We start from the raw sequence: 22,918 nt of genomic DNA, 5'->3' as shown, positions 1-22,918 counted from the left end.
CCCCGCATCGCCCAGCCCGACCAAAGACCGCCCCCCAAGTCAGGCCCTCGGGACCGCGGCCTTTCACCGCATCCCGCCCGGCGTTGCATCGCCCATCCTGCCCCCAAAGGAGCGTCCCATGACCGCCATCCTCGCCCTTGCCCTGGCCGAGTTCCGCATCGGCATCCGCAACCGCTGGCTGGCCATCGCGGTCGGCCTCATGATGCTGTTCGCCCTGGTCCTGTCGGCGGCGGGCTCTGGCCCCACGGGCAGCCTTGGCGTCGACCGGCTGTCGGTGACGGTGGCAAGCCTCACCAGCCTGTCGGTCTATCTGGTGCCGCTGATGGCGCTGCTCATGTCGTTTGACGCCGTGGCGGGCGAGGTCGAGCGCGGCACCCTGCCGCTGATCCTGACCTATCCCGTCTCGCGCGCGCAGCTTCTGGCGGGCAAGGCGCTGGCGCATCTGGGCATCCTGACGCTGGCGCTGGTGGCGGGCTTTGGCGCGGCGGGGGGGCTGGCCTTTGCGCTGGACGGCCAGGCGGCGCAGGGCCTGCCCGCACTGATCCGCCTGACACTCAGTTCGGTGGCCCTTGGCGCGACCTTCCTGGGGCTGGGCTATGCGATTTCGGCCCGGGCGCGCAGGCCCTCGGGTGCGGCGGGGCTGGCGATCGGGCTTTGGCTGGTGGCCGTCGTCCTGTATGACCTGGGGCTTTTGGCCGCGGTGGTGGCCGACAATGGCGGAGCCTTTACCCTGCAGGTCTTCCCCCTGACGCTGTTGGCCAACCCCGCCGATGCCTTCCGGCTTTACAACCTGTCGGCCTCGCAGGCGACGGCGGCGGCGGCAGGGGTCTCGGCTGCGGCGGGCGCCGTGCCGGTGCTGTGGTCGGCCCTCTCTGTCGCGCTTTGGCCCGCGCTGGCCTTTGCCCTGGCCCTGATCTCTTTCCGCAAGGTGTTGCCATGAAACGGATTTTGCTGTCCCTGATCCTGCTTGCCGCCTGCCAAGAGGAGGCTCCGCTTCCCGACCCCGTCGCCCTGAACGCCGAGACGGTGGGCTTTTTCTGCCAGATGAACATCCTGGACCATGGCGGGCCCAAGGCGCAGGTCCACCTGGATGTCTTTCCCGGCAAGCCGCTGTTTTTCAGCCAGGTGCGCGATGCGGTGGCCTATCTGCGGATGCCGGAAAAGGACGGCGCCATCGTCGCGACCTATGTCACCGACATGGGCGGCGCCGATTGGAACGACCCGACCCAGGCGGACTGGATTGCCGCGGACAAGGCGGCCTATGTCGTGGGCTCGCACCGGTTGGGCGGCATGGATCAGCCCGAATTCATCCCCTTTGCCGATGCCGCAGCCGCCCGCGACTTTGCCACGCGGAACGGCGGGCAGGTCCTTGCCCTGGCCGATATCCCGACCGAGGCCCTGGCCTCGGACGAGCCCGCAGCCCCGGGCGATGCCGAAGACTTCGCCGCCCGCCTGAAATCCGCAACCGAAAGCCAATGACATGCTGACCCCGCATCCCTTGACCCGTCGCCGCTTTCTGACGATCACCGCAGCGCTTGCGGCCAGCCCGGTTCTGGCCCAGGGCTGGCAGGGCACGGCCCTGGGCGCCCGGGCGCGCATCCGGATCGACCACCCCAAGGCCGACGCCATCACCGCCGAGGCCGTGGCCGAGATCGCCCGGCTGGAGCGGATCTTTTCGCTTTACCAGGACAGCGCCTTGGTTCGGCTGAACCGCAGCGGTCGCCTGGACGCGCCGCCCTTTGAACTGCTGGAGTGTCTGGCGCTTTGCGACAGTGTTTACCGCGCGACCTCGGGGCTGTTTGATCCCACGATCCAGCCGCTGTGGGCCACCTATGCCGAAAGCCATGCCGCGGGTCATGCACCGCAAGCCGTTGATATCACGCGGGCTCTGGACCTTGTCGGCTGGGAGAAGGTGGCCTTCGACGAAACCGCGGTGTGGCTGCGTCCCGGGATGGCGCTGACCCTGAACGGCGTGGCGCAAGGCTTTGTCGCCGACAAGGTCGCGGCGCTGTTGCAGGCGCGCGGGCTGCGTCACGTGCTGATCGACACCGGAGAGCTGCGCGCGCTTGGGCCCCAGGCCGATGGCGCGCCCTGGCCGGTGCAGCTGGCGGCGGGCGGCACGGTCGCCTTGACCGACCGCGCGCTGGCAAGCTCTTCGGCGTTGGGGACGACGTTTGATGCGGCGGGGCGGACGGGCCATATCCTGTCGCCGCGGACCGGTTTGCCCGCGGCCTCGCCCTGGGCGCTGATTTCGGTGACGGCGCCGTCTGCGGGATTGGCCGATGCGCTGTCGACGGCGGCTTGCCTGATGACATCACGCACAGGGATCACGACGGCGCTGGGTGCCTTTGCCGGTGTCAGGCTAGAGCATCTGGCCTGATCCGGGCGGTTAACTCTGCGTCGCTCATTCCTCGACGCCCAGGTCCCAACCGTCGGGGTAAAAGTCAAAGCCCAGGGCGATTTCGGTGGCTGTGCGTTCCGCCTCCCAGATCGCTTCGGGTTTGATCTGGACGGTCTGCGTGGCGACCAAAAGGTCATCGTCGCGCGTCACGTCAAAGCCCTTGGCGCGCAGGGCCTTGGACAGCGCGTCGTAACGGGCGTCGTCCTCTTCGGGCAGGAACAGGAAATCGACCGGGGCGCGGTCGGGCAGCCTCTGCCCCTTCGGCATGTCGCGGAAGGTGTCAAAGGTCTCGCGGCGTTGGGCTTCGAAATTATGGCGCATGGCTTTGGCTATCACGAGGCCAGCCGGCGGGCCAGAAGGTTTTGCCGTTCGACGACGCGGGGCAGGTCGATGGTCAGCATATGGCCGGACCCCACGACCTGCCGCCCCTCGACGAACAGGTCGCGCACCCGGGACGGCCCCGCCAGCACCAGCGCCGCCGGGTCCCAAGAGCCCGCACTTTCCACGCCCGAGACATCCCAGATCGCAAGGTCGGCGCGCTTGCCCGGGGCGATCATGCCGCAGTCGGGACGGCCCAGAACCCGCGCGCCCCCCAGCGTCGCGATCTCCAAAGCCTCACGCGCGGACATGGCATCGGCGCCCAGGCTGACGCGTTGCAACAGCATGGCCTGGCGTGCTTCGGCCATCAGGTTGCCCTGGTCATTGCTGGCCGATCCATCAACGCCAAGACCGACTTTCACCCCCTGATCCCGCATCCGACGGATCGGCGCGATGCCGGACCCAAGGCGACAATTCGAACATGGACAATGGGCAATTCCGGTGCCTGACCGGGCAAACATTGCACTTTCCGAATAATCAAGCTTCACGCAATGGGCGTGCCAGACATCCTCTCCGGTCCAGCCCAGGTCTTCGGCATATTGGCCCGGACGGCAGCCGAACTGCGCCAGGGAATAGGCCACGTCCTCGTCATTTTCGGCCAGATGGGTGTGCAGCATGACCCCCTTGTCGCGCGCCAGAAGCGCCGTCTGACGCATCAGGTCGCGGGTCACGCTGAAGGGCGAACAGGGCGCCAGACCGACGCGCAGCATCGCCCCATCAGAGGCATCATGATGGGCATCGACCAGGCGGATCATGTCCTCTAGGATCGCGGGTTCCTCTTCGACCAGGCTGTCGGGCGGCAGGCCACCGCGGCTTTCACCGATGCTCATGGCGCCGCGGGTCGGGTGAAAGCGCAAGCCGACCTCTGCTGCCGCCGCGATGGAATCATCCAGCCGCGCCCCGTTGGGGTAAAGATACAGGTGGTCGCTGGTCAGCGTGCAGCCCGACAGCGCCAGTTCCGCCAGGCCAATTTGGGTCGAGGTAAAGATCTCATCGGGGCCGAAGCGCGCCCAGATCGGATAAAGCGTCTTCAGCCAGCCGAACAAAAGCGCATCCTGACCGCCCGGAACCGCCCGCGTCAGGGTCTGATACAGGTGGTGGTGGGTGTTCACGAGCCCCGGCGTCACCACACAGCCCGAGGCCTGCACCACCCGGCCCCGCGTTGTCAGCCCCTGCCCGCGGGCCACGATCACGCCGCCCCGGATCAGGATATCGCCTGTGAATTCAACGCCTTGGTCCATGGTCAGGACCAGGCCACCGCGGATCAGGATTTCGTTGGACATGAGGGGACCCTTTCACCCCCTTCGGTGTTTGGGTCCGTGGCGCGACAGAAGGGGCAAGGACTCGCGCCGCGGAACCCTACCAGAAATCCCCCGCGCCGCAAAGGGCCGGGGCGCGAAAACAGTTTCGCGCAATCAGGCGTTCAACAGCGCCAGCGCCTCGGCATGGATCGTGGGATTGGCCGCCGCCAGCACACGGCCCCCCATATGGGCCTTGCCGCCCTCCCAGTTGGTGACGACGCCGCCCGCGGCCTCGATCACGGCAATCGGGCCCTGGACGTCATAGGCCTGCAAGCCCGCCTCGATCACCAAGTCGATCTGCCCCGCCGCAATCAGCCCATAGGCATAGCAATCGGTGCCATAGCGGGTCAGCTTGGCCCCCGCCTTCACGCGGTCAAAGGCGGCGCGTTCAGCCAAGGTGCCAACCTCGGGGAATGTGGTGAACAAGATTGCGTCCGAAAGCGGCCGGGCGGTGCGGGTCTTCAGCACCCGACGCCCCAGAGGGCCGGTCAGTTCAGCGCGCCCCAGGCCGCCCATGAACCGTTCGCCGATGTAAGGTTGGTCGATCAGGCCATAAATCGGCCCCGTGGCATCCATGACCGCGATCAGCACGCCCCAGGTCGGCGTGCCGGACAGATAGGACCGCGTCCCGTCGATAGGGTCCAGCACCCAGGTCAGGCCCGAAGTCCCCTCGGTCGTCCCGAATTCCTCGCCCAGGATGCCGTCATGCGGCCGGCGCGCGGCCAGGATCTCGCGCATCCTTGTTTCGGACAGGCGGTCGGCCACCGTGACCGGGTCGAACCGGTCGGCCTCTTTGTTGTCCGCCGTCAGATCGGTGCGGAAATGCAAAAGCGTGGCCTCGCGCGCCGCATCGGCCAGCGCATCGGCCACGCTCATCAGGTCATCCGCCAAGGCTTTGTCCATGCCACCCTCCATCGCTTCCCCGGCGATAGAGGGCGTCAGGGTATCGGTCAAGCAGCCTCGGACAGAACCCGGGCCAGATCGAACAGGCGGCGGCGCTGCGCCTCGGGGATCGCATAATAGGACCGCACCAGTTCGGCGGCCTCTTTGTCGTTCATCATGTCATTGGCCTGCGCGGCCTCGGCGCCAGCCAGCCCTTCGAAGAAAAAGCTGATCGACACGCCCAAAGTCTCGGCGATGTCCCACAGACGCGAGGCCGAAACCCGGTTCATCCCGGTTTCATACTTCTGGACCTGCTGGAATTTGATCCCGACCTTTTCGGCCAGTTGTTGTTGCGTGATACCGACCATCCAGCGCCGATGGCGAATACGTTTGCCCACATGGGCGTCAACCGGGTGCTTCATTGGTGCTCCTGACTCTCTACCGTCCCCACAAATGTATAAGCAAGTTTCATGCCAAACTCGCGCCATGGGCGACAAGGGTGCAACCAAGCGGTTTATCGCATCCACCCCCTGTCTTTTAGAACAGGGTGAATTGCACGGCTGCACAAGAAAGCCCCACAGAACTGTCCAAATCGCCGCAGGGGGTTTTGAACGCCGCGCCACTCTCCCTTGGGGAGAGTTCCATTTTGCAATGCATTTTGCAAATTTCCCCTGGGTCAACCTTTGCATTATGCAATGATTCCACCCCTAGGCGAAAGCCAACTCTTCCTTCGGCAGAGCCCGGCGGTGGGCATAGGCCGCCCGGATCAGCTGCGCCAAGCAATCGACCGCCGGGCTGGGCACGTGACCCTGATACAGGTTGATCTTCAGCCGCCCCAGTTCGGGCAAGGCGCCGCCATGGGCGATGCGCTCGACATGGCGGGGCTCGGTGCCCTCCAGCACGGTGTGGACGGCCAGATCGGCGCTGACCGTGGCTTCGACGGTGCGGGTGTTGTCGCTGTCCACGGCCAGGGTCCAGGAAATGCCCTGCGCATCCAGCCGCTGCTGGACGGCCTGGCGAAAGATGCAGCGCTGTTCATAGGCCAGCGGCAGTGGCCTTTGCCGCCAGGCCTGCCCCCCCGGCGCCCCCACCCAGACAAGCTGCAGCTCGGTCAGGCTTTCGCCGCCCTGATCGACGCCGTCTTCGGTGGTCAGGATGATATCCGCCTCTCCACGCCCGAACTGCTCTTTCAGGATGCGGGTGAACGAGGACAAAAGCCGCACCTTGACCTTGGGAAACTCGACCGCAAAGCGTTGAAGAACCTGAGGAATGGCCGGATAAACGATGTCATGGGGCACGCCCAGCGTCAATTCGCCCTCGAACTGCGCATGGGTCAACAGGCCGTAAACCTGATCATTCAGCGCCAGCATCCGCCGCGCATAGGACAACAGCTGCTCGCCCGCCGCCGTCGGCGCCAGCTTGCGCGACGACCGGTCCAAAAGCTTCACCCCCAAGCCGTCCTCCAGCCGCCGCATCTGCATCGAGACCGCCGATTGCGTCAGGTTCAGGAACCCGGCCGCCCGCGTCACCCCGCCGGCGTCCACGATGGTCACGAAGGACCGCAGCGCGGTCAGGTCCAGATTGCGCGGCATATCACAAATCCTGATTCATCTTTGCACATTCATTCATTTCCGTTGTGTCGCAGAAAGGCGCATCATCTGCAAGACAGATGGAACCACCCTTTGCATCAGGATTTGTGATGGAACTCGCGCTGCGCTTGCGTGCCCGCCGCCTAGCCACCCGCCGCCGCTTCTGGCACATCATCGCCCGCGCCCTTGCTCTGCACCAAAGCCGCAAGGGCCTGGCCGCACTTGACGCGCATATGTTGCGTGACATCGGCCTGACCGCCGAAGAGGCCCGACGCGAGGCGACGCGCCCGCTGTGGGACGCCCCCGACCACTGGCAAAAGCGCTGAAATCGGCGTGTGCGGCCGATGTCATCCTTGAAATCGCCACCAAGCCTTCCGATATGTTGTTTCAAGTGGCCGGCAGTCCCGGCCCTTGTGACAGACAGAGGAAAAAATGGCTGACTTTCAGACGCGGACTTACGGCGCCAGTGCCGGCCTTGCCATCGACGCGGGCCTGCGGGCGCATATGAACAAGGTCTACGGCACGATGTCCGTGGGCATGCTGGTGACTGCTGCGGCGGCTTGGGCGATTTCGGGCCTTGCGGTGACCGATGTTCCCGGCTCGGCCGAGGCGGTGCAGATCGGCGCAAGCACCTATCTGACGGGCATGGGAGAGGCGCTGTATCTCTCGCCCCTGAAATGGGTCGTGATGTTCCTGCCGCTGGTCATGGTCTTCGGCTTTTCGGCCGCGGTGCCCCGCCTGTCGGCAGCAGCGGCGCAGCTGTTCTTTTACGTCTTCGCCACGGCGATGGGCGTGTCGCTGTCCTCGATCTTCCTGATCTATACCGGCGGCTCGATTGCCTCGACCTTCCTTGCGACCTCGGCATCCTTCGCGGCGCTCAGCCTCTATGGTTACACGACCAAGCGTGACCTGTCGGGCTTCGGGTCCTTCCTGATGATGGGCGTGGTCGGGCTGATGGTCGCCTCGATCGTGAACATCTTCCTCGGTTCGGGCGCCTTGGCCTTCGCCATCTCGTTCATCGGGGTGCTGCTGTTTGCCGGCCTGACCGTCTATGACACCCAGGCGATCAAGGTGAACTATGTCCAGCACGCCCGTGGCGGCGACCAAGAATGGCTGGAGAAGTCGGCGATCATGGGCGCTCTGACCCTGTATCTGGACTTCATCAACCTCTTCACCTTCCTGCTTCAGTTCCTGGGCCAAAAGAACGAATAAGCGGTCCAGCATCGCAACCGAAAGGCCGGGGGAAACCCCGGCCTTTTCATTTGTCGCTTGCCCCCAGGTCGCGCAGGAACCGCGCCACGGCCCTGCGGTTGGTCATGTGCCGCAGCTTGGGGCCCGCAAGCCCCACGACCAGGGCAAGGCGCGCACGCCCCGTAGACCTAGTATCCCAGATATAGCGATAGAAGGCCCAGGCCTCGGGCCCCAGCCCCTCTGGGCAGCCCGGCGCCATGTCGGGGCGGGCAAGCCCCCAGCCCGTCACCTTGCGCCATGTGACCCGCCAAAGCCGCAGCCCCAGCGGCAGGTCCAGCCAGATGACCAGGTCCGCCCGCGCCACCCGATGCGCCACTGTGGGACTGTAATTGCCCTCGAAGACCCAGGCCTCCTGGGCCTCGATCTCTTGGGCCAGCGCCGTCTTCTCGGCCTCGGGCCGCGCGACCCAGCCGGGCTGCCAATGGATATGATCCATGTGATACAGCGGCAGGCCCAGCCGCCCCGCCAGCTCGGACGCAAGCCAGCTCTTGCCCGATCCGGGCTGCCCGACAATCATCACGCGCATGCACCGCCTCCAAAGCAAAAAGCCGCCCCAGAAGGAGCGGCCTTGCACAGTCCCAAAGGGGCAGATCTTACTTGATCTTGCCTTCCTTGTATTCGACATGCTCGCGCTTGACGGGGTCATACTTGTTGACCGTCATCTTCTCGGTCATGGTCCGAGCGTTCTTCTTGGTCACATAGAAGTGCCCGGTGCCAGCCGTCGAGTTCAGACGGATCTTGATCGTCGCCGGTTTGGCCATAGTCGTTTCTCCTGCAGCGGGAAAGCCCGTGGCCCCCGTCAAAATGATCAGCCTGCCTTTTACCCGTCCCCCCGGCAGAGTCAACAGGCCAAGCCGCGGTTTTTACCCTTAATGATTTGCGCGGAGAGCCTGTAAGCCGGATTCTGTCCGGGGATCTCTCCCCTGGATGACCATTCCTCTGCCAACCGTGTCGCCACGGCGGTCAAGCTGCCAACCCGGGTCCCTGGGTCGAAGCTCCCCCGCGGAGGTCTCCGGCAGCTTTCGCTGTCGGTCCGGACCTTTCCGCGACAGGACCCCTATTCGGCATTGCTCCGGGTGGGGCTTGCCATACCGTCCCTGTTGCCAGGTCCGTGGTGGGCTCTTACCCCACCGTTTCACCATCACCAGCCGCCAGGGGTTGCCCCCCTTAGGCCCGGCAGACTTTTCTCTGTGGCGCTTTCCCTGGGGTTGCCCCCGCCGGGCGTTACCCGGCACCCTTACTTCCTGGAGTCCGGACTTTCCTCGAGGGTTGCCCCCCGCGGTCATCCAGCTCTCCGCGCAAGGGCCTCATGCCGCAACCTCACCGCATCGTCAACCCCGAGCCGGTTGGGCCGCAGGCCCAGAGGCGAGATGAAAACAATGCGGCAAGGCCGCTCGATTAAACAACAGCCGGAAAGCGCGTCGCCAGGTCCTGCATCAGCCCCGCATCCACCGCAGAGACCGGCCCGCGCCCCCAGGGCCGGAATCGCAGCCGAAAGGCCGCCAGCACGGCGTCCTCGGGCCCCCGATAGCCGAACTCCGCCGCCCAAGAGGTGAACCCCTGCGCCTTGGCCACCCGGTCCTCGGGCCAGACCGACAGGCCCGCAGACGCAAGCGCCCGCCAATCGAATCGCCGCCCCGGGTCCTGCTTGCGCAAAGGCGCCATGTCGGAATGGCCGATCACGCCCTCAGGAGCTATCCCCCAGCGCCCCAGCACATCCGCCAGCAAACGCTCCACCCCTGCCATCTGCCGCGCCGGGAAAGGACTGCTGCCGTCATTCTGGATCTCGATCCCCACCGAGGCGGAATTCACATCCGTGCAGCCGCCCCAGGCCCCTGCCCCGGCGTGCCAGGCGCGGCGACCCTCTGCCACCAGGGCTTCGGCCCTGCCATCGACATCGACCAGCCAATGCGCCGAAACCTCATGCGCGGGATCACACAGCCGCGCCCGCGCCTCGGCGAAACTCGCCATGGCGGTATAGTGCAAAACGACAAGGCGCGGGGTCATCCCCCCGCGCCTTTCGCCGTGGTTGGGCGAGACCATTTACTGCGTGGCAGCGCGGAAGGGCCGCGGGTCCCAGGCGCAGGCAAAGCCGTCGCCGTCCGGGTCCAGCGCCTTGCTGTCCCGCTGCGGCCCGCCCGCCGCCAGAAACGCCTGCTGCGCCTTGTCCGAAGAGGTGAACTTGGCGCAGGCCTTTTCCGGATTGGTCAGGTAAAACGGCGGCCGGCTGTAAAGCTTGACCCCCGGCGCATTGTTGGTGGCCAGGGCATAGGCCGCGATATTCGGCCCCTCGTCATTCGGACGCTGCGGGATGGCGCCGGGCTGGACCACGACATATTGCTGACGGTTGCAGGCGATGCGCTGCTTGTCGCTTTCAATCGATTCGCGGCTGGAGACGGCGCCGAAGTCCTGCTCGTCGGACACGCCACCGGCGGCGTAGTTCATCTCCGAGGTCGTCTCCTGGATGCCGGCCATGGTCTGACCGCGGCCCTGACAGGCCGGGTCGATGCCAGGAAGCGCCGCGCCGGCCTGGGCCGTCACTGCCCCAAAGCCCGTCCCGTTCAACGGCGCCACCGTCCCGCCCTCTGCCGCCGCAATCGCCGCCGCGGCGCTGTCGGTGGAAAAGCCGGTCACGGGCGGGGTCGCGATCCCTGCGCCCGGATAAGCCGAAGCCTGATTGCCCGCCACACTGTTGCGGACATAAGAGTTATAGTCCTGGAACCCCGCGCCCTGCGGATTGCTGTCAGGCACCACCGGACCACAGGCCGCCAGAACCGCCAGAGCCACCAAAGAATAAGCCTTGCGCATGGTCCGCCCCCTGCTGTTTGTGCCGCTTACCACCATTTTGCAGGCTTCGCCACAAAGCCCGCCGCCTGTTCCAGCACATAGGCATGGTTCAGCAACCCCGCCTCGTCCCAGGGCCGCCCGATCAGCTGCAGACCCAGCGGCAAGCCCTTGGCGTCCAGCCCGACAGGCACCGTCACCCCCGGCAGGCCCGCCAGGTTCACGGTCACGGTGAAGACGTCGTTCAGATACATTTCGACCGGGTCCGCCGAAGCCATCTCTCCAAGACCAAAGGCGCTGGAGGGCGTGGCGGGCGTCAGGATCGCATCGACCCCTGCCGCAAAGACCTCTTCGAAGTCGCGCTTGATCAGGGCGCGGACCTTGCGCGCGCGGTTGTAATAGGCGTCATAGAACCCGGCTGACAGGACATAGGTCCCGACCATGATCCGGCGCTGGACCTCGGGGCCAAAGCCCTCGGCCCGGGTCTTTTCATACATATCGGTGATGCCATCGCCCGCGGCCAGGCTGGCGCGGTGCCCATAGCGCACCCCGTCATAGCGGGCGAGGTTGCTGGACGCCTCGGCCGGAGCAATCACGTAATAGGCCGGCAGCGCATATTTCGTATGCGGCAAGCTGATATCGACGATCTCGGCGCCGGCATCCTTCAGCATGGCGATGCCCTGCGCCCAAAGCGCGTCGATCTCGGCGGGCATCCCCTCCATCCGGTATTCGCGCGGGATGCCGATCTTTTTACCGCGGATGTCGCCGGTCAAGGCCGCCTCGAAATCCGGCACCGCGATATCGGCGCTGGTCGAATCCTTGGAGTCATGGCCCGACATGGCGGCCAAAAAGATCGCCGCATCGCGCACCGATTTGGTCATCGGCCCGGCTTGATCCAGCGACGAGGCAAAGGCCACCACGCCCCAGCGCGACACCCGCCCATAGGTCGGCTTGATCCCGGTGATCCCGGTAAAAGCCGCAGGCTGGCGGATCGACCCGCCGGTATCGGTCCCCGTGGCGCCAAGGCACAGATCCGCCGCCACCGCCGCCGCAGACCCACCCGAGGACCCCCCGGGCGTCAACAACCGGTCATCGACCTTCCACGGATTGACCGCAGGCCCGTAAACCGAGGTCTCGTTCGACGACCCCATCGCGAACTCGTCCATGTTGAGCTTCCCCAACATCACGGCCCCCGCGCCAAACAGCTTCGACGTCACCGTCGATTCATATTCCGGCTTGAAGCCCTGCAGGATGCGGCTGGCGGCCTGCGACGGCACGCCCTTGGTGCAGAACAGGTCCTTTATCCCCAGGGGGATCCCGCACAGATCCGGCGCATCGCCCTTCAGACGCTCATCCGCCGCCCGCGCCTGGTCCAAGGCAATCTCTGGCGTCTTGTGGACAAAGGCGTTCAGCCTGTCGCCCGCGTCGATGGCCGTCAGGCAAGCCATGGTCAGGTCAACAGCCGAAATCTCGCGCTTGCGCAGGGCGTCGCGCGCCGCGGCAATGGTCAGTTGGTTCGCGTTGGTCATTCCACCACCTTCGGCACAGCGAAAAAGCCTTCCCGCGCATCGGGCGCGTTCTTCAACACTTGGGCCTGGATATTCCCATCCGTCACCGCATCCTTGCGGCGCACCAGGCGCATCGGCGTGACCGAAACCATGGGCTCGATCCCGTCGACATTCACTTCGTTCAACTGCTCCATGAAGCCCAGGATGCCCGAAAGCTGTTCGGCCAATTTGGGCAACTGGTCTTCCTCGACGCGGATGCGGGCGAGCTTGGCCACCTTGGCCGCGGTCGCAATGTCGATGGACATGGGGTGTCTCCGGTGATGTTCGGCCCCGTTTAGCCAAGGGAGGGCCGTTTCGCAAGAAGCCCTTGGGTTTTTGCGCGCCCGCTCTAGGTTAGCGCCCAAAGGAGACCCATCATGAAAATCACTTGGCTTGGCCATTCCGGCTTTCGCATCGAAATCGAAGGCGCGATCCTGCTGATCGACCCCTGGTTCACCGGCAATCCGGTCTTCCCCGAGGGCCGCCGCGCCGAGGCCATCCAAGGCGCCACCCATGTCTTCCTGACCCACGGGCACGGCGATCACACCGGCGACGGCCCGGCGATTGCCAAAGAGCTGAACATTCCCGTGGCGGGCATCTATGACCTCGTGGGCCACCTGGCCGAAAAGCATGGCGTCCAGATCATCGGCTTCAACAAGGGCGGCACGGTGGATGCGGGCGGCGCGAAAGTCACCATGGTCAACGCCTGCCATTCCTCGTCGCTGGACGGCGTGAATGTCGGCTCGGAATCCGGCTTCATGATCGCAGGCGAAGGCCAGGTCATCTATGTCTCGGGCGATACCGACATCATGGCCGACATGGATTGGATGGGCGACCTGCACAAACCCACCATCGGCATCCTCTCGGCGGGCGGCCATTTCACGATGGACATGAAACGCGCCGCCTATGCCGCCAAGCGCTATTTCAACTTCCAGACCGTGATCCCCTGCCACTACCGGACCTTCCCGCTTCTGGAACAATCCGCAGCCGCGCTGATCGCAGCCCTGCCGGGCGTCCATGTGATCGAACCCCAGGTGATGGAGCCGATCACACTGTGATCATCCTCGCAGCGCGCCGAAAAACCCCTTCAACAGCGCCTCGGCCTCCGGGGCGCTGATCCCGTCATAAACCTCGGGCGCATGATGGCATTGCGGATGAGAAAACACCCGCGGCCCCTGCGCCACACCGCCCGACTTCGGATCGCCGGCCCCATAGTAAACCCGCCCCACCCGCGCCGCCGCAATCGCGCCCGCGCACATTGGACAGGGCTCCAGCGTCACATACAGATCATGGCCCACCAGCCGCTCGGAGCCCGCCGCCTGACAGGCCGCCCTGATCGCCAGAACCTCGGCATGGGCTGTGGGGTCTGACAGCTCCCGCGTCCGGTTCCCCGCCCGCGCCACCACTGCCCCCTGAAACACGACCACCGCCCCCACCGGCACTTCCCCGCGCGCGCCCGCCGCTCGCGCCTCTTCCAGCGCAAGATTCATATAAGACAGGAAGGCAGGTTGCTCTTTCATACTGGCTCAAATATCTCTCGGGGGTCCGGGGGCAGACAGCCCCCGGGGCCGGCCACCAAGGCCAAGGATGACGATTATGGCCGCCGAAGAAAAGCCGAAACCCCGCAAGACGGCGCCTAAACCCGCTCCAGTGGCCGCTGACGCCCCCAAGACGCCCGCCACGACGCCCGAAGGCGAGCGCATCGCCAAGGTCCTGTCCCGCGCCGGCGTGGCGTCGCGCCGCGAGGTGGAACGCATGATCGAGGCCGGCGAAGTCACGGTGAACGGCAAGCAGATCACCTCTCCGGCGCTGAACGTGACGGCCAAGGATCGCATCACGGTGTCGGGCCATCCGATCGGCGCCCCCGAACCGCCGCGGCTTTGGCTTTACTACAAGCCCGACGGCCTCGTGACCTCGGAATCCGACGAAAAGGGCCGCGACACGGTCTTTGACCACCTGCCCGAGGATCTGCCCCGGGTGATGACCGTCGGCCGCCTCGACCTGAACTCCGAAGGCCTCCTCCTCCTGACCAACGACGGCGAGATCAAGCGGCGGCTGGAGCTTCCCTCGACCGGTTGGCTGCGCAAATACCGCGTGCGGGTGAACGGCAATCCGATGGACCCCGACCTGGAGCCTTTGCGCCGCGGGATTGTCGTCGATGGCGAGAAGTTCCAACCGATGATCGTGTCGCTGGACCGCATCCAGGGCGCGAACGCCTGGCTGACCGTCGGCCTGCGTGAGGGCAAGAACCGCGAGATCCGCCGCGCCATGTCGGCTGTGGGCCTTCAGGTGAACCGCCTGATCCGCACCTCTTACGGGCCGTTCTCCTTGGGGGAACTGGAACCCGGCCAGGTGACAGAGGTCAAGACCCGCGTCATGCGCGACCAGTTGGGCCTGACGGGCGACCAATCCGACCTGCCCGAAGACCGCGCCAAGGCCGCGCCCAAACCCGGCGGCAAGCTGACGCTGAAACCGCGTCCTGATCGTGCTGGCCCTGATCGTGCGGGCATGACAAGGCTGGAAAGCCCGCGTGAAAAGTCGGCGGCCCGTGGCGCTGGCTACAAAGCGGCGGCGGCAAAAGCTCCGGGTGCCAAGGGCCCCAGGCCCACCGGCGCCAAATCCTCCACCCCGCGCCCCACCACCCCGCGCCCCAAAAAGCCCTGATCGCGGATGGGGGGAAGATTTCCCCCCCATTCCCCCGGCGGATTTCCCCCAAGGCCCATAGCCAAGCGTTAACCGCTTGCCTATATTTGCCCCGACCCCGCCAGCGGAGGCCCCATGTCGTCGAAATCGTTACAAAGCCTTGCTTTCATCGTCCTGATCGCCCTGACCCTTTACACCGCCTTCGGAGGAGGCCTCTGATGGCCCGCAGGATCGTCGGCAAATACTCTCCCGGCGCCGCGACAGGCGCGCAGCAAGGCGAAACCCTGGTCGAGGCCGCACCCCCGCCCTCGGGGGCCGGGCTGAAATCGGGGCTGCTGTTCGCCCTGGCTTTCCCTTTCCTGTTCAGGGCCTTCACCGGCGGCAATGGTGCGCTTTTCACGGGGCTGGCCGCCGCCGCCCTGATGATCCTGGCCGCTTGGCTGACGCGGGAGGGTCTCAAGGCCGAGGCCGATTACAACGCCCGCAAGGTCGCTCGCCGCCCCGCCATCCCGCGCAAGATCTTTGGCGCGGCGCTGACGGGGGCGGCGCTGATGTCGGGCGCGCTGTTGTGGCAGCACAACGATCTGGCGCTGTTTGCCATCGGCATGATCGGCGCGGCCCTGCATCTGGGCTCTTTCGGCATCGACCCGTTGAAGAACAAGGGGCTAGAGGGCGTCGACCTTTACCAGACCGACCGCGTCGCCCGCGCCGTGGCCGAGGCCGAAGCGACCCTGACCCAGATGAAGGACGCCATCCTGCGCGCCCGCGACAGCGCCCTTGAAACCCGGGTCGAGGGCTTTGCCCAGGCCGCCCGCAAGCTGTTTCGCCAGGTGGAAAACGATCCCCGCGACCTGACAGCCGCCCGGACCTATCTGTCGGTCTATCTGCAAGGCGCCCGGGATGCGACGATCAAGCTGGCCGATCTTCTGTCCGCGGGTCCCAATCCCAAGGCCCGTGCCGATTATGAAGCGCTGCTCAGCGACCTGGAAACCACTTTCGCCCAACGCACGGAAAAACTGTTGTCCAACGATCAGACCGGCCTGGATATCGAAATCCAGGTCCTGCGCGACCGTCTGAAATACCAAGCCTGACATTTCAAGCCTGACAAATCAAAGCCTTACAGGGGTTCAGCATGACCGAAACCATCCAAGCCGCCGCCGCCTCTGCCTTGGCCGAGGTCGAGCAAGTCACCAAGGCCATCCTCCCCGCCCCTCTGGGCGAGGTCGTGGCACTTGAGGCCGCAACTGCGCCCCAAGCCGCCGAAATCGAAAAGCGCATGGCGGAGATTGACCTGACCAACACGCAGTCGATCATCTCTTTCGGGTCGGGCGCGCAGGCCGAATTGCAGGTCATCAGCCAGGAGATGCTGAACGGCGTCAAAAACAAGGACGTCGGTCCCGCAGGCGCCGCCCTGACCGAGATCGTGTCGACCATCCGCGGCTTTTCGGGTGGCGAGCTGGACCCCGCCCGCGAACGCAGCTGGTGGGAGAAACTGACCGGCGCCGCCACGCCCCTGGTGCAGTTCATGGAGCGTTACGAAGAGGTCCAGACCCAGATCGACAAGATCACCGGCAACCTGATGGGCCATCAGACCGCGCTGTTGAAGGACATCAAGGCGCTGGACATCCTTTACGCCAAGACCCTGACCTTCTTTGACGAACTGGGGCTTTATATCGCCGCCGGCAAGGCCAAGATCGCGGAACTGGATGCGACGGTGATCCCCACCGCCGAAGCCGCCGTGACCGCAGCCCCCGCCGATGACCAAGTGAAAAAGGCCCAGGAGCTGCGCGACCTGCGCGCCGCCCGCGACGACCTGGAACGTCGGGTGATGGACCTGCAACTGACGCGGCAAGTGACGATGCAGTCCCTGCCCTCGATCCGTCTGGTGCAGGAAAACGACAAGTCGCTGGTGGGCAAGATCAGCTCGACCCTCTTGAACACCGTGCCGCTGTGGGAAACCCAACTGGCCCAGGCCGTCACGATCCAGCGGTCGCGCGATGCCGCCGAGGCGATCAAGGATGCCAACGACCTGACCAACGAACTGCTGACGAAAAACGCCACCAACCTGCGCGAGGCGAACCAGATCGTCCGCACCGAGATGGAGCGCGGCATCTTTGACATCGAAGCGGTCAAGGCGGCCAACGACACGCTGATCGCCACGATCGAGGACAGCTTGCGCATCGCCGACGAAGGCAAGGCCAAGCGCGCCGCCGCCGAAGAGGAACTGGGCAAGATGGAACTGCAGCTGCGCGATACGCTGTCGTCGGCCAAGTCCACGGCCACGGCCGGTGGGGCGATCACCGGGTGATGCGACTGCCCATGCCCCTTGCCCCCGTCCGGGCCGCCCTTTTGGTGGCGGCCCTGACGGCCTGCACGCCCCCTCAGGCGCCGCCCGTGGTGGCGCCGGTGGCCCCCGCGCCCGTGGTCGAGGTCTCGCCCGAAAGCAAGGCGCTGGCCGCCCATTACGCCGAGGTTCAGGCCCGGCTTTTGGACAACGGCCTGTTGCGCACCGATGGCGGCGGCGCGGACACGCCCTTTACCGATGCGATGCTGGCCCGCGCCTTCCTGTCGGTGGCGTTCTTTGAGGAATATGGCGGCGGCGAGATGACGGGCAAGACCGGCGCGATCACGCTGCAGCGCTGGCAGGGGCCGATCCGGGTGTCGCTGCAGATCGGCGCCTCGGTCTCGGCCGAGGATGCGGCGGCGGATCGGGCGACGGTGGGGTCGTATCTGTCTCGCCTGTCGCGGCTGACGGGGCTTGCGATCACGCTGGACGACCGGCGGCCGAATTTCTTTATCCACATTGGCAGCGTCGATGAGCGCGCGGCCCTGGGGCCGACCATTGCCGCCGAATTGCCCGGCCTGACCGCCAGCCAGCTGGCGACCGCGACCCATATGCCCGACACCGCCTTTTGCCAGGTCCTGTCGCAATCGGATGGCTCCAGCCCGATCTATGCCCGCGCCACTGCCGTCATCCCCGCCGAACATCCCCCGCTGTTGATGCAAGCCTGCCTGCACGAGGAATTGGCCCAGGCGCTTGGCCTGCCCAATGACAGCAACCTGGCCCGGCCCTCGATTTTCAACGACGACCAGGAATTCGCCCTGCTGACCCGGATGGACGAGGCGATGTTGTCGATCCTCTATTCCCCCGACCTGCGCCCCGGCATGACCGAGGATCAGGCGCGGCCCGTGGTGGAAAGCCTTGCAACCCGTCTGTTGGACGGCCAAACATAATCTCAAACGGAGGTGCCCCATGGTATTCGGATTTCTGAAGGGCGAGTTCATCGACGTCATCTCCTGGACCGATGACACCCGCGACACGATGGTCTGGCGGTTCGAACGCCGTGACAATGCAATCAAATACGGCGCCAAGCTGACGGTCCGTGAGGGCCAGGCCGCGGTCTTTGTCAACGAGGGCCAGATCGCCGATGTCTTTGGCCCCGGGCTCTATGAGCTGCAGACCAACAACATGCCGATCATGACGACGCTGCAGCATTGGGACCACGGGTTTTCCTCGCCCTTCAAGGCCGAGGTGTATTTTGTGTCCACGACCCGGTTCAACGACCTGAAATGGGGCACGCAGAACCCGATCATGTGCCGCGACCCGGAATTCGGCCCCGTGCGCATCCGCGCCTTTGGCAATTATTCGATGCGGGTGTCGGATGCGGCGCTGTTCCTGAAGGAAATCGTCGGCACCGATGGCGAGTTCACCGCCGATGAGGTCTCGACCCAGATCCGCAACATCATCGTCCAGCAAATGAGCCAGGCGCTTGCGAAATCCGGCATCCCGGTGCTGGATATGGCGGCCAATACGGTCGATCTTGCCAAGCTGGTCGGCCAGGCGATTGCGCCGACCGTGGGCGCCTATGGCCTGACCCTGCCCGAGTTTTACATCGAGAATATCTCCTTGCCCGACGAGGTCGAAAAGGTGCTGGACAAGCGCACCTCGATGGGGATTGCGGGGGATCTGAACAAATACATGCAGTTCAACGCCGCCGAAGGGATGGCGCAACCGGGTTCTGCCATGGGCGCCACGATGGGCGCAGCCATGGGGGCGGGGATGGGCTTTCAAATGGGGCAACAGGGGCCTTGGGGGGCGCAACCGGCCGCCGCGCCGCCTCCGCCGCCGCCTGTGGGCAAGCAGTGGCACCTGGCGGTGAATGGCCAGACCCAGGGGCCGTTCAGCGAACAGCAGCTGACCCAGCAACCGGGTTTCGGCCGCGCCAGCCAGGTTTGGACCGCGGGCCAGGACGGCTGGAAGCCGGCAGGAGACACCGAATTGACGCGGCTTTTCGGTCAGGTGCCCCCGCCGCCGCCGCCCGGAGTGTAAGATGATCTCGGAGGAACACCGCTATCCCTGCGGGCAATGCGGGGCAGAGCTGCGCTTTGCCCCCGGCGTGACCAAGCTGAAATGCGGTCATTGCGGCTTTGAACAGGCCATCGCAGAGGAAGACGCCACGGCTGATGCGGGCCAAAACGCAGGGCCTTGGGCCAAGCCAAAGCCCGCCCGCGGCCCCAAGCGGTTCGAGGAACTGCCCCTGGCCCAAGGCCTGTCCAACGACCTGCCCGCCACGGCCAGCACCGAGGTCAGGGCGACGAAATGCCCCAACTGCGGCGCGCAGGTGCAGTTCGACGGCGCCAGCCATTCGAAGGAATGTCCGTTCTGCGCCTCTCCGGTCGTCGTGGACACCGGGTCCGAACGCAAACTGAAACCGCAAGCCGTCCTGCCCTTCCAGCTGGACGAAAAGACTGCCCACAAGGCGATGCTGGATTGGCTGGGCTCGCTCTGGTTCGCCCCCAACGGGCTTTTGCAATACACCCGTGCGGGCCGGGCGATGAATGGCGTCTATGTCCCCTATTGGACCTTCGACGCCGAGACGGAAACCGATTACCGCGGCCAGCGCGGCGATGCCTATTATGAGACGCGGACCGTGACGGTCAACGTCAACGGCCGCAACGAACAGCGCCAAGAGCAGGTCCGCAAGATCCGCTGGCACAATGTCCGCGGCCATGTTGCCCGCGATTTCGACGATGTGCTGGCGATTGCGGCGACCAGCCTGCCGGTGAACCTGGCCGACCATCTTGAACCCTGGGACCTGTCGTTGCTGGAGCCCTACCGCCCCGATTACCTGGCGGGATTTCAGGCCGAGGGCTATACGGTCGCCCTGGCGGATGGCCATTCGACGGCGCAGGCCAAGATGGAGCGGATCATCGAAGGCGACATCCGCCGCGACATCGGCGGCGACGAACAGCGCATCGACGGCATGGATGTGGATTGGCGGGACGAGACCTTCAAGCACATCCTTTTGCCGATCTGGATGGCGGCCTACAAATACAACGGCAAAAGCTATCGGTTTCTGGTGAACGGCCAAACCGGAGAGGTCCAGGGCGAACGCCCCTGGAGCGTCTGGAAGATCGCCTTCGCCGTGCTGGGCGTCGCCGTGGTGGCGGGGGTGGGATACTACCTTAGCCAAAACAGCTGACGGCACCCGCGCAAGAGAGTATTTGGGCAAGTATGAAAGGGGGGCGCGGCGCCAAAAGCCCGCGCCTCTTTCATTTCATCTTTTCATAAATATCCACGGGGATTTTCAAGGGGAGCGTGCTCCCCTTGAAGCGGGGGTATGCCATGTGTTTCGCCACTGGTTCGAAAAACAAGTGGCATGAGCCCCCGCTTCCTCCATGTCAACGGAAGCAGGGCCTTGCCCGCTTTCCGTTGACATGGACCCAGCCCCGTTGCATTTGGCCCCATACACCGGAGGCAAACATGCGCACGCTCGACCACGCCCGTATCCCTGAACTGCCGCACCCCTATTTCGGCAAGGTCCGCGATTGTTACGACCTGCCCGCAGACGCCATGAACCCCGATGGGCGGCGCATCCTTGTGGCCTCCGACCGGATCAGCGCCTTTGACCGCATCCTGGCCGCCATCCCCTTCAAGGGCCAGGTCCTGACCCAGATCGCCCGGTTCTGGTTTGAACGCACCGGCGATATCATCCCGAACCATGTGATCTCTTATCCCGACCCCAACGTGGTCATCGGCAAGCGCCTGACCATCCTGCCGGTCGAAGTCGTGGTGCGCGGCTATCTGGCGGGGACCACCTCGACCTCGGTGCTGACCCAGTATCGCCAAGGCGTCCGCCAGATGTATGGCCATACCCTGCCCGATGGCCTGCGCGACAACCAGGCCCTGCCGCAGGCGATCATCACGCCGACCTCCAAGGCCTTTGACGGTGGCCATGACGAGCCCTTGACGGCGGGTGACATCCTCTCGCAGGGGCTGTTGACCAAGCCGCAGTGGGACCGCGTTTCCGAGGCCGCCTTGGCCCTGTTCGCGCGCGGACAAAAGATGGCGGCGGAACGCGGGCTGATCCTGGTGGATACGAAATACGAATTCGGCACCGACCTTTCGGGCAATATCCTGATCGCCGATGAGATCCACACGCCGGACTCCAGCCGCTATTGGCTGGCGGATGGCTATGCGCAGGCCTTCGAGGCGGGCACAAGGCCGCCGTCTTTCGACAAGGACGTCATCCGCTCTTGGGTCGCCGCGCGCTGCGACCCCTACAAGGACGCGATCCCCGAAATCCCCGCCGAGATGATCCTTCAGACCTCTGAAGTCTATATCCAGGCTTTTGAGGCGATCACCGGCGAGGCCTTTGCCCCCGACCTGACCGGCGCCACGCCCCTGGACCGCATCCGAAGCGCTTTGCATCCCTATTTCGCCTGACTGTTTGCGCTAACAGGCCGTGAAGGGCTAATCTGCCCAAAACCCGGGAGGTTCCGAATGATTCTCAGCTGTGGCGAAGCCCTGATCGACATGTTGCCCCGCATGTCCACCCAAGGAGAACCCGCCTTCGCGCCCTATGCCGGTGGCGCCGTCTTTAACACGGCCATCGCTTTGGGCCGGCTTGGCGCGCCCTCGGCGTTTTTCAGCGGGATTTCCACCGACATGCTGGGGGAAATCCTGGCCGACACGCTGCAGGCCTCCAAGGTCGACACGCGCTATTGCGCGCGCTCGGGTCGGCCCACGACGGTGGCCTTTGTGAAACTGGTGAACGGTCAGGCGACCTACGCCTTTTACGACGAGAACACCGCGGGTCTGATGCTGACCCAAGATCAACTGCCGGTCCTGCCCGACAGCGTCTCGACCCTGTTCTTTGGCGGCATCTCTTTGGTCAACGACCCGGCCGCCAGCACCTATGCGGCGCTGCAATCGCGTGAGGCCGCCACCCGCGTCACCATGATCGACCCCAATATCCGCCCCGGCTTCATCGCGGGCAAAGAGGCGCAATACCGCGCCCGGATCGAGGGCATGATCGCCACGGCCGATATCGTCAAACTGTCGGATGAAGACCTTCATTGGCTGATGGGCGAAGGCGATGTGACCGACCTCGCCCGCGCTGTTCTGGCCAAGGGGCCGAAGCTGGTCTTTATCACCGAGGGCGCCGAGGGCGCTCGGGCCATCACCGCGACGCAAAACCGCTTTGTCGCGGCGACCAAAGTGACGGTCGCCGATACGGTCGGCGCGGGCGCGCTTTGTGCGCTGCACGCGGCGGGCGCGCTGACCAAGGCGCGGGTTGCCGCCTTGACCGACGCCGAACTGGACGCGGCCTTGACCCTGGGGACCCGCGCCGCCGCCGTCACCGTCTCGCGCCCCGGCGCCAACCCGCCCTGGGCGCACGAGCTGTGAGGGCTCTGCTGCAGCGCGTCAGCCGGGCTTCGGTCACGGTCGATGGCGCCGAGGTCGGCGCGATCGGCCCCGGCCTTCTGATCCTGATCTGCGCCATGCAGGGCGACACCGAGGCAGAGGCCGACAAGCTGGCCGCCAAGATCGTCAAGCTGCGGATATTCAAGGACGAGGCGGGCAAGATGAACAAGTCCGTCACCGATATCGGTGGCAGCGCCCTGGTCGTCAGCCAGTTTACGCTTGCAGCCGATCTGCGCGGCAACCGGCCCGGGTTTTCCTATGCGGCGGCCCCGGAGGAGGGCAAGCGGCTCTATGACCACTTCTCCGCCAAGCTGGCCGAAACGCTCCCGGTCGCAAACGGCATTTTCGGCGCGGATATGGATGTGTCCTTGAACAACGACGGCCCCGTCACGATCTGGATGGACACCGCGACGCTGTGAGCGGCGGGGTGAACC

General features: G+C 65.3%; 27 protein-coding genes and 1 other RNA gene. 15 read left to right on the top strand and 13 right to left on the bottom strand.

The window, feature by feature from the left end; genetic code table 11:
- Positions 1 to 118: 118 nt before the first annotated feature.
- From NX862_RS01195 to NX862_RS01185, 3 genes are read left to right on the top strand one after another with little or no spacing between them, the layout of a single operon-like run.
- Positions 119 to 940, top strand: coding sequence for an ABC transporter permease (locus tag NX862_RS01195; protein ID WP_264492047.1), 822 nt, complete (start codon positions 119 to 121; stop codon positions 938 to 940).
- Positions 937 to 1,479 (top strand): nitrous oxide reductase accessory protein NosL, encoded by a 543-nt coding sequence (locus NX862_RS01190; protein WP_264492046.1) that lies wholly within the window; start codon positions 937 to 939, stop codon positions 1,477 to 1,479. Before NX862_RS01195 ends, NX862_RS01190 begins: the two co-directional genes overlap by 4 nt.
- A 1-nt stretch (position 1,480) precedes the next feature.
- Positions 1,481 to 2,380 (top strand): FAD:protein FMN transferase, encoded by a 900-nt coding sequence (locus tag NX862_RS01185; RefSeq protein WP_264492045.1) that lies wholly within the window; start codon positions 1,481 to 1,483, stop codon positions 2,378 to 2,380.
- Between the two features lie 24 nt (positions 2,381 to 2,404).
- Here the strand turns inward: NX862_RS01185 and NX862_RS01180 are convergent, their stop codons facing one another.
- From NX862_RS01180 to NX862_RS01160, 5 genes are all read right to left on the bottom strand, one after another.
- Positions 2,405 to 2,722, bottom strand: coding sequence for a ribonuclease E inhibitor RraB (locus tag NX862_RS01180; RefSeq protein ID WP_264492044.1), 318 nt, complete (start codon positions 2,720 to 2,722; stop codon positions 2,405 to 2,407).
- Between the two features lie 11 nt (positions 2,723 to 2,733).
- Complete coding sequence (locus NX862_RS01175; protein ID WP_264492043.1) at positions 2,734 to 4,062, bottom strand: 8-oxoguanine deaminase; 1,329 nt, start codon at positions 4,060 to 4,062, stop codon at positions 2,734 to 2,736.
- Positions 4,063 to 4,194: 132 nt separating this feature from the next.
- Positions 4,195 to 4,995, bottom strand: coding sequence for an inositol monophosphatase family protein (locus NX862_RS01170; protein ID WP_264492710.1), 801 nt, complete (start codon positions 4,993 to 4,995; stop codon positions 4,195 to 4,197).
- Positions 4,996 to 5,030: 35 nt separating this feature from the next.
- Positions 5,031 to 5,384, bottom strand: coding sequence for a helix-turn-helix domain-containing protein (locus tag NX862_RS01165; protein WP_264492042.1), 354 nt, complete (start codon positions 5,382 to 5,384; stop codon positions 5,031 to 5,033).
- Between the two features lie 285 nt (positions 5,385 to 5,669).
- Entirely contained in the window at positions 5,670 to 6,554 is an 885-nt protein-coding gene (locus NX862_RS01160; protein ID WP_264492041.1) for a LysR family transcriptional regulator, read from the bottom strand.
- A gap of 107 nt (positions 6,555 to 6,661) precedes the next feature.
- Here NX862_RS01160 and NX862_RS01155 point away from each other — a divergent pair, with 107 nt between their 5' ends.
- Positions 6,662 to 6,877, top strand: a complete 216-nt coding sequence (locus NX862_RS01155; RefSeq protein ID WP_264492040.1) for a DUF1127 domain-containing protein — start codon at positions 6,662 to 6,664, stop codon at positions 6,875 to 6,877.
- A gap of 106 nt (positions 6,878 to 6,983) precedes the next feature.
- Positions 6,984 to 7,763 carry a Bax inhibitor-1/YccA family protein gene (locus NX862_RS01150; RefSeq protein WP_264492039.1) on the top strand — a complete coding sequence of 260 codons (780 nt, stop codon included), beginning with the start codon at positions 6,984 to 6,986 and terminating at the stop codon, positions 7,761 to 7,763.
- Positions 7,764 to 7,809: 46 nt separating this feature from the next.
- Here the strand turns inward: NX862_RS01150 and NX862_RS01145 are convergent, their stop codons facing one another.
- From NX862_RS01145 to gatC, 7 genes are all read right to left on the bottom strand, one after another.
- Positions 7,810 to 8,328: a P-loop NTPase family protein gene (locus tag NX862_RS01145; RefSeq protein ID WP_264492038.1), complete on the bottom strand. Its 519-nt coding sequence runs from the start codon at positions 8,326 to 8,328 to the stop codon at positions 7,810 to 7,812.
- 67 nt (positions 8,329 to 8,395) lie between these two features.
- On the bottom strand, positions 8,396 to 8,563 hold the full coding sequence (gene rpmG, locus NX862_RS01140; protein WP_264492037.1) for a 50S ribosomal protein L33: 168 nt from the start codon (positions 8,561 to 8,563) through the stop codon (positions 8,396 to 8,398).
- Between the two features lie 116 nt (positions 8,564 to 8,679).
- Positions 8,680 to 9,100: RNase P RNA component class A (rnpB, locus tag NX862_RS01135), an RNA gene on the bottom strand.
- 100 nt (positions 9,101 to 9,200) lie between these two features.
- Positions 9,201 to 9,809, bottom strand: coding sequence for an N-acetylmuramoyl-L-alanine amidase (locus NX862_RS01130; protein WP_264492036.1), 609 nt, complete (start codon positions 9,807 to 9,809; stop codon positions 9,201 to 9,203).
- A gap of 36 nt (positions 9,810 to 9,845) precedes the next feature.
- Positions 9,846 to 10,610: a hypothetical protein gene (locus NX862_RS01125; RefSeq protein WP_264492035.1), complete on the bottom strand. Its 765-nt coding sequence runs from the start codon at positions 10,608 to 10,610 to the stop codon at positions 9,846 to 9,848.
- 26 nt (positions 10,611 to 10,636) lie between these two features.
- On the bottom strand, positions 10,637 to 12,115 hold the full coding sequence (gene gatA, locus NX862_RS01120; RefSeq protein WP_264492034.1) for an Asp-tRNA(Asn)/Glu-tRNA(Gln) amidotransferase subunit GatA: 1,479 nt from the start codon (positions 12,113 to 12,115) through the stop codon (positions 10,637 to 10,639).
- Positions 12,112 to 12,399: an Asp-tRNA(Asn)/Glu-tRNA(Gln) amidotransferase subunit GatC gene (gene gatC, locus NX862_RS01115; RefSeq protein WP_168775475.1), complete on the bottom strand. Its 288-nt coding sequence runs from the start codon at positions 12,397 to 12,399 to the stop codon at positions 12,112 to 12,114. Before gatC ends, gatA begins: the two co-directional genes overlap by 4 nt.
- A gap of 111 nt (positions 12,400 to 12,510) precedes the next feature.
- Between gatC and NX862_RS01110 the strand changes: the two genes are divergently transcribed.
- Positions 12,511 to 13,191: a metal-dependent hydrolase gene (locus tag NX862_RS01110; RefSeq protein WP_264492033.1), complete on the top strand. Its 681-nt coding sequence runs from the start codon at positions 12,511 to 12,513 to the stop codon at positions 13,189 to 13,191.
- Here the strand turns inward: NX862_RS01110 and NX862_RS01105 are convergent, their stop codons facing one another.
- The gene (locus NX862_RS01105) at positions 13,192 to 13,653 is read right to left on the bottom strand and encodes a nucleoside deaminase (protein WP_264492032.1); all 462 of its coding nucleotides are present in this window, start codon (positions 13,651 to 13,653) and stop codon (positions 13,192 to 13,194) included.
- A gap of 76 nt (positions 13,654 to 13,729) precedes the next feature.
- Between NX862_RS01105 and NX862_RS01100 the strand changes: the two genes are divergently transcribed.
- The 9 genes from NX862_RS01100 (at position 13,730) to dtd (ending at position 22,903) form a co-directional block, all read left to right on the top strand.
- Positions 13,730 to 14,797: a pseudouridine synthase gene (locus NX862_RS01100; RefSeq protein WP_264492031.1), complete on the top strand. Its 1,068-nt coding sequence runs from the start codon at positions 13,730 to 13,732 to the stop codon at positions 14,795 to 14,797.
- A gap of 197 nt (positions 14,798 to 14,994) precedes the next feature.
- On the top strand, positions 14,995 to 15,867 hold the full coding sequence (locus tag NX862_RS01095; RefSeq protein ID WP_264492030.1) for a 5-bromo-4-chloroindolyl phosphate hydrolysis family protein: 873 nt from the start codon (positions 14,995 to 14,997) through the stop codon (positions 15,865 to 15,867).
- A gap of 41 nt (positions 15,868 to 15,908) precedes the next feature.
- Positions 15,909 to 17,084 (top strand): toxic anion resistance protein, encoded by a 1,176-nt coding sequence (locus NX862_RS01090; protein ID WP_264492029.1) that lies wholly within the window; start codon positions 15,909 to 15,911, stop codon positions 17,082 to 17,084.
- Positions 17,085 to 17,095: 11 nt separating this feature from the next.
- Positions 17,096 to 18,010: a DUF2927 domain-containing protein gene (locus NX862_RS01085; RefSeq protein WP_264492028.1), complete on the top strand. Its 915-nt coding sequence runs from the start codon at positions 17,096 to 17,098 to the stop codon at positions 18,008 to 18,010.
- Positions 18,011 to 18,029: 19 nt separating this feature from the next.
- The gene (locus NX862_RS01080; RefSeq protein WP_264492027.1) at positions 18,030 to 19,106 is read left to right on the top strand and encodes an SPFH domain-containing protein; all 1,077 of its coding nucleotides are present in this window, start codon (positions 18,030 to 18,032) and stop codon (positions 19,104 to 19,106) included.
- A 4-nt stretch (positions 19,107 to 19,110) separates the two neighbouring features.
- On the top strand, positions 19,111 to 20,259 hold the full coding sequence (locus tag NX862_RS01075) for a primosomal protein N' (replication factor Y) - superfamily II helicase (protein ID WP_413694531.1): 1,149 nt from the start codon (positions 19,111 to 19,113) through the stop codon (positions 20,257 to 20,259).
- Positions 20,260 to 20,540: 281 nt separating this feature from the next.
- Complete coding sequence (locus tag NX862_RS01070) at positions 20,541 to 21,503, top strand: phosphoribosylaminoimidazolesuccinocarboxamide synthase (RefSeq protein WP_264492025.1); 963 nt, start codon at positions 20,541 to 20,543, stop codon at positions 21,501 to 21,503.
- Positions 21,504 to 21,560: 57 nt separating this feature from the next.
- On the top strand, positions 21,561 to 22,466 hold the full coding sequence (locus tag NX862_RS01065; RefSeq protein WP_264492024.1) for a carbohydrate kinase family protein: 906 nt from the start codon (positions 21,561 to 21,563) through the stop codon (positions 22,464 to 22,466).
- Positions 22,463 to 22,903, top strand: a complete 441-nt coding sequence (gene dtd, locus NX862_RS01060) for a D-aminoacyl-tRNA deacylase (RefSeq protein ID WP_264492023.1) — start codon at positions 22,463 to 22,465, stop codon at positions 22,901 to 22,903. Before NX862_RS01065 ends, dtd begins: the two co-directional genes overlap by 4 nt.
- Positions 22,904 to 22,918 lie beyond the last annotated feature (15 nt).

It is taken from the genome of Stagnihabitans lacustris, from assembly GCF_025950525.1.
Lineage (GTDB): Bacteria > Pseudomonadota > Alphaproteobacteria > Rhodobacterales > Rhodobacteraceae > Stagnihabitans.
The sequence above is the reverse complement of the archived record's forward strand: the minus strand, read 5'-3'. Positions and strand labels throughout refer to the sequence as shown.

Bases quoted from the DNA above. Each gene is read 5' to 3' on its own strand.
- NX862_RS01195 (WP_264492047.1), top strand. From the start codon at position 119: ATGACCGCCATCCTCGCCCTTGCCCTGGCCGAGTTCCGCATCGGCATC.
- NX862_RS01190 (WP_264492046.1), top strand. From the start codon at position 937: ATGAAACGGATTTTGCTGTCCCTGATCCTGCTTGCCGCCTGCCAAGAG.
- NX862_RS01185 (WP_264492045.1), top strand. From the start codon at position 1,481: ATGCTGACCCCGCATCCCTTGACCCGTCGCCGCTTTCTGACGATCACC.
- NX862_RS01180 (WP_264492044.1), bottom strand. From the start codon at position 2,722: ATGCGCCATAATTTCGAAGCCCAACGCCGCGAGACCTTTGACACCTTC.
- NX862_RS01175 (WP_264492043.1), bottom strand. From the start codon at position 4,062: ATGTCCAACGAAATCCTGATCCGCGGTGGCCTGGTCCTGACCATGGAC.
- NX862_RS01170 (WP_264492710.1), bottom strand. From the start codon at position 4,995: ATGGAGGGTGGCATGGACAAAGCCTTGGCGGATGACCTGATGAGCGTG.
- NX862_RS01165 (WP_264492042.1), bottom strand. From the start codon at position 5,384: ATGAAGCACCCGGTTGACGCCCATGTGGGCAAACGTATTCGCCATCGG.
- NX862_RS01160 (WP_264492041.1), bottom strand. From the start codon at position 6,554: ATGCCGCGCAATCTGGACCTGACCGCGCTGCGGTCCTTCGTGACCATC.
- NX862_RS01155 (WP_264492040.1), top strand. From the start codon at position 6,662: ATGGAACTCGCGCTGCGCTTGCGTGCCCGCCGCCTAGCCACCCGCCGC.
- NX862_RS01150 (WP_264492039.1), top strand. From the start codon at position 6,984: ATGGCTGACTTTCAGACGCGGACTTACGGCGCCAGTGCCGGCCTTGCC.
- NX862_RS01145 (WP_264492038.1), bottom strand. From the start codon at position 8,328: ATGCGCGTGATGATTGTCGGGCAGCCCGGATCGGGCAAGAGCTGGCTT.
- rpmG (WP_264492037.1), bottom strand. From the start codon at position 8,563: ATGGCCAAACCGGCGACGATCAAGATCCGTCTGAACTCGACGGCTGGC.
- NX862_RS01130 (WP_264492036.1), bottom strand. From the start codon at position 9,809: ATGACCCCGCGCCTTGTCGTTTTGCACTATACCGCCATGGCGAGTTTC.
- NX862_RS01125 (WP_264492035.1), bottom strand. From the start codon at position 10,610: ATGCGCAAGGCTTATTCTTTGGTGGCTCTGGCGGTTCTGGCGGCCTGT.
- gatA (WP_264492034.1), bottom strand. From the start codon at position 12,115: ATGACCAACGCGAACCAACTGACCATTGCCGCGGCGCGCGACGCCCTG.
- gatC (WP_168775475.1), bottom strand. From the start codon at position 12,399: ATGTCCATCGACATTGCGACCGCGGCCAAGGTGGCCAAGCTCGCCCGC.
- NX862_RS01110 (WP_264492033.1), top strand. From the start codon at position 12,511: ATGAAAATCACTTGGCTTGGCCATTCCGGCTTTCGCATCGAAATCGAA.
- NX862_RS01105 (WP_264492032.1), bottom strand. From the start codon at position 13,653: ATGAAAGAGCAACCTGCCTTCCTGTCTTATATGAATCTTGCGCTGGAA.
- NX862_RS01100 (WP_264492031.1), top strand. From the start codon at position 13,730: ATGGCCGCCGAAGAAAAGCCGAAACCCCGCAAGACGGCGCCTAAACCC.
- NX862_RS01095 (WP_264492030.1), top strand. From the start codon at position 14,995: ATGGCCCGCAGGATCGTCGGCAAATACTCTCCCGGCGCCGCGACAGGC.
- NX862_RS01090 (WP_264492029.1), top strand. From the start codon at position 15,909: ATGACCGAAACCATCCAAGCCGCCGCCGCCTCTGCCTTGGCCGAGGTC.
- NX862_RS01085 (WP_264492028.1), top strand. From the start codon at position 17,096: ATGCCCCTTGCCCCCGTCCGGGCCGCCCTTTTGGTGGCGGCCCTGACG.
- NX862_RS01080 (WP_264492027.1), top strand. From the start codon at position 18,030: ATGGTATTCGGATTTCTGAAGGGCGAGTTCATCGACGTCATCTCCTGG.
- NX862_RS01070 (WP_264492025.1), top strand. From the start codon at position 20,541: ATGCGCACGCTCGACCACGCCCGTATCCCTGAACTGCCGCACCCCTAT.
- NX862_RS01065 (WP_264492024.1), top strand. From the start codon at position 21,561: ATGATTCTCAGCTGTGGCGAAGCCCTGATCGACATGTTGCCCCGCATG.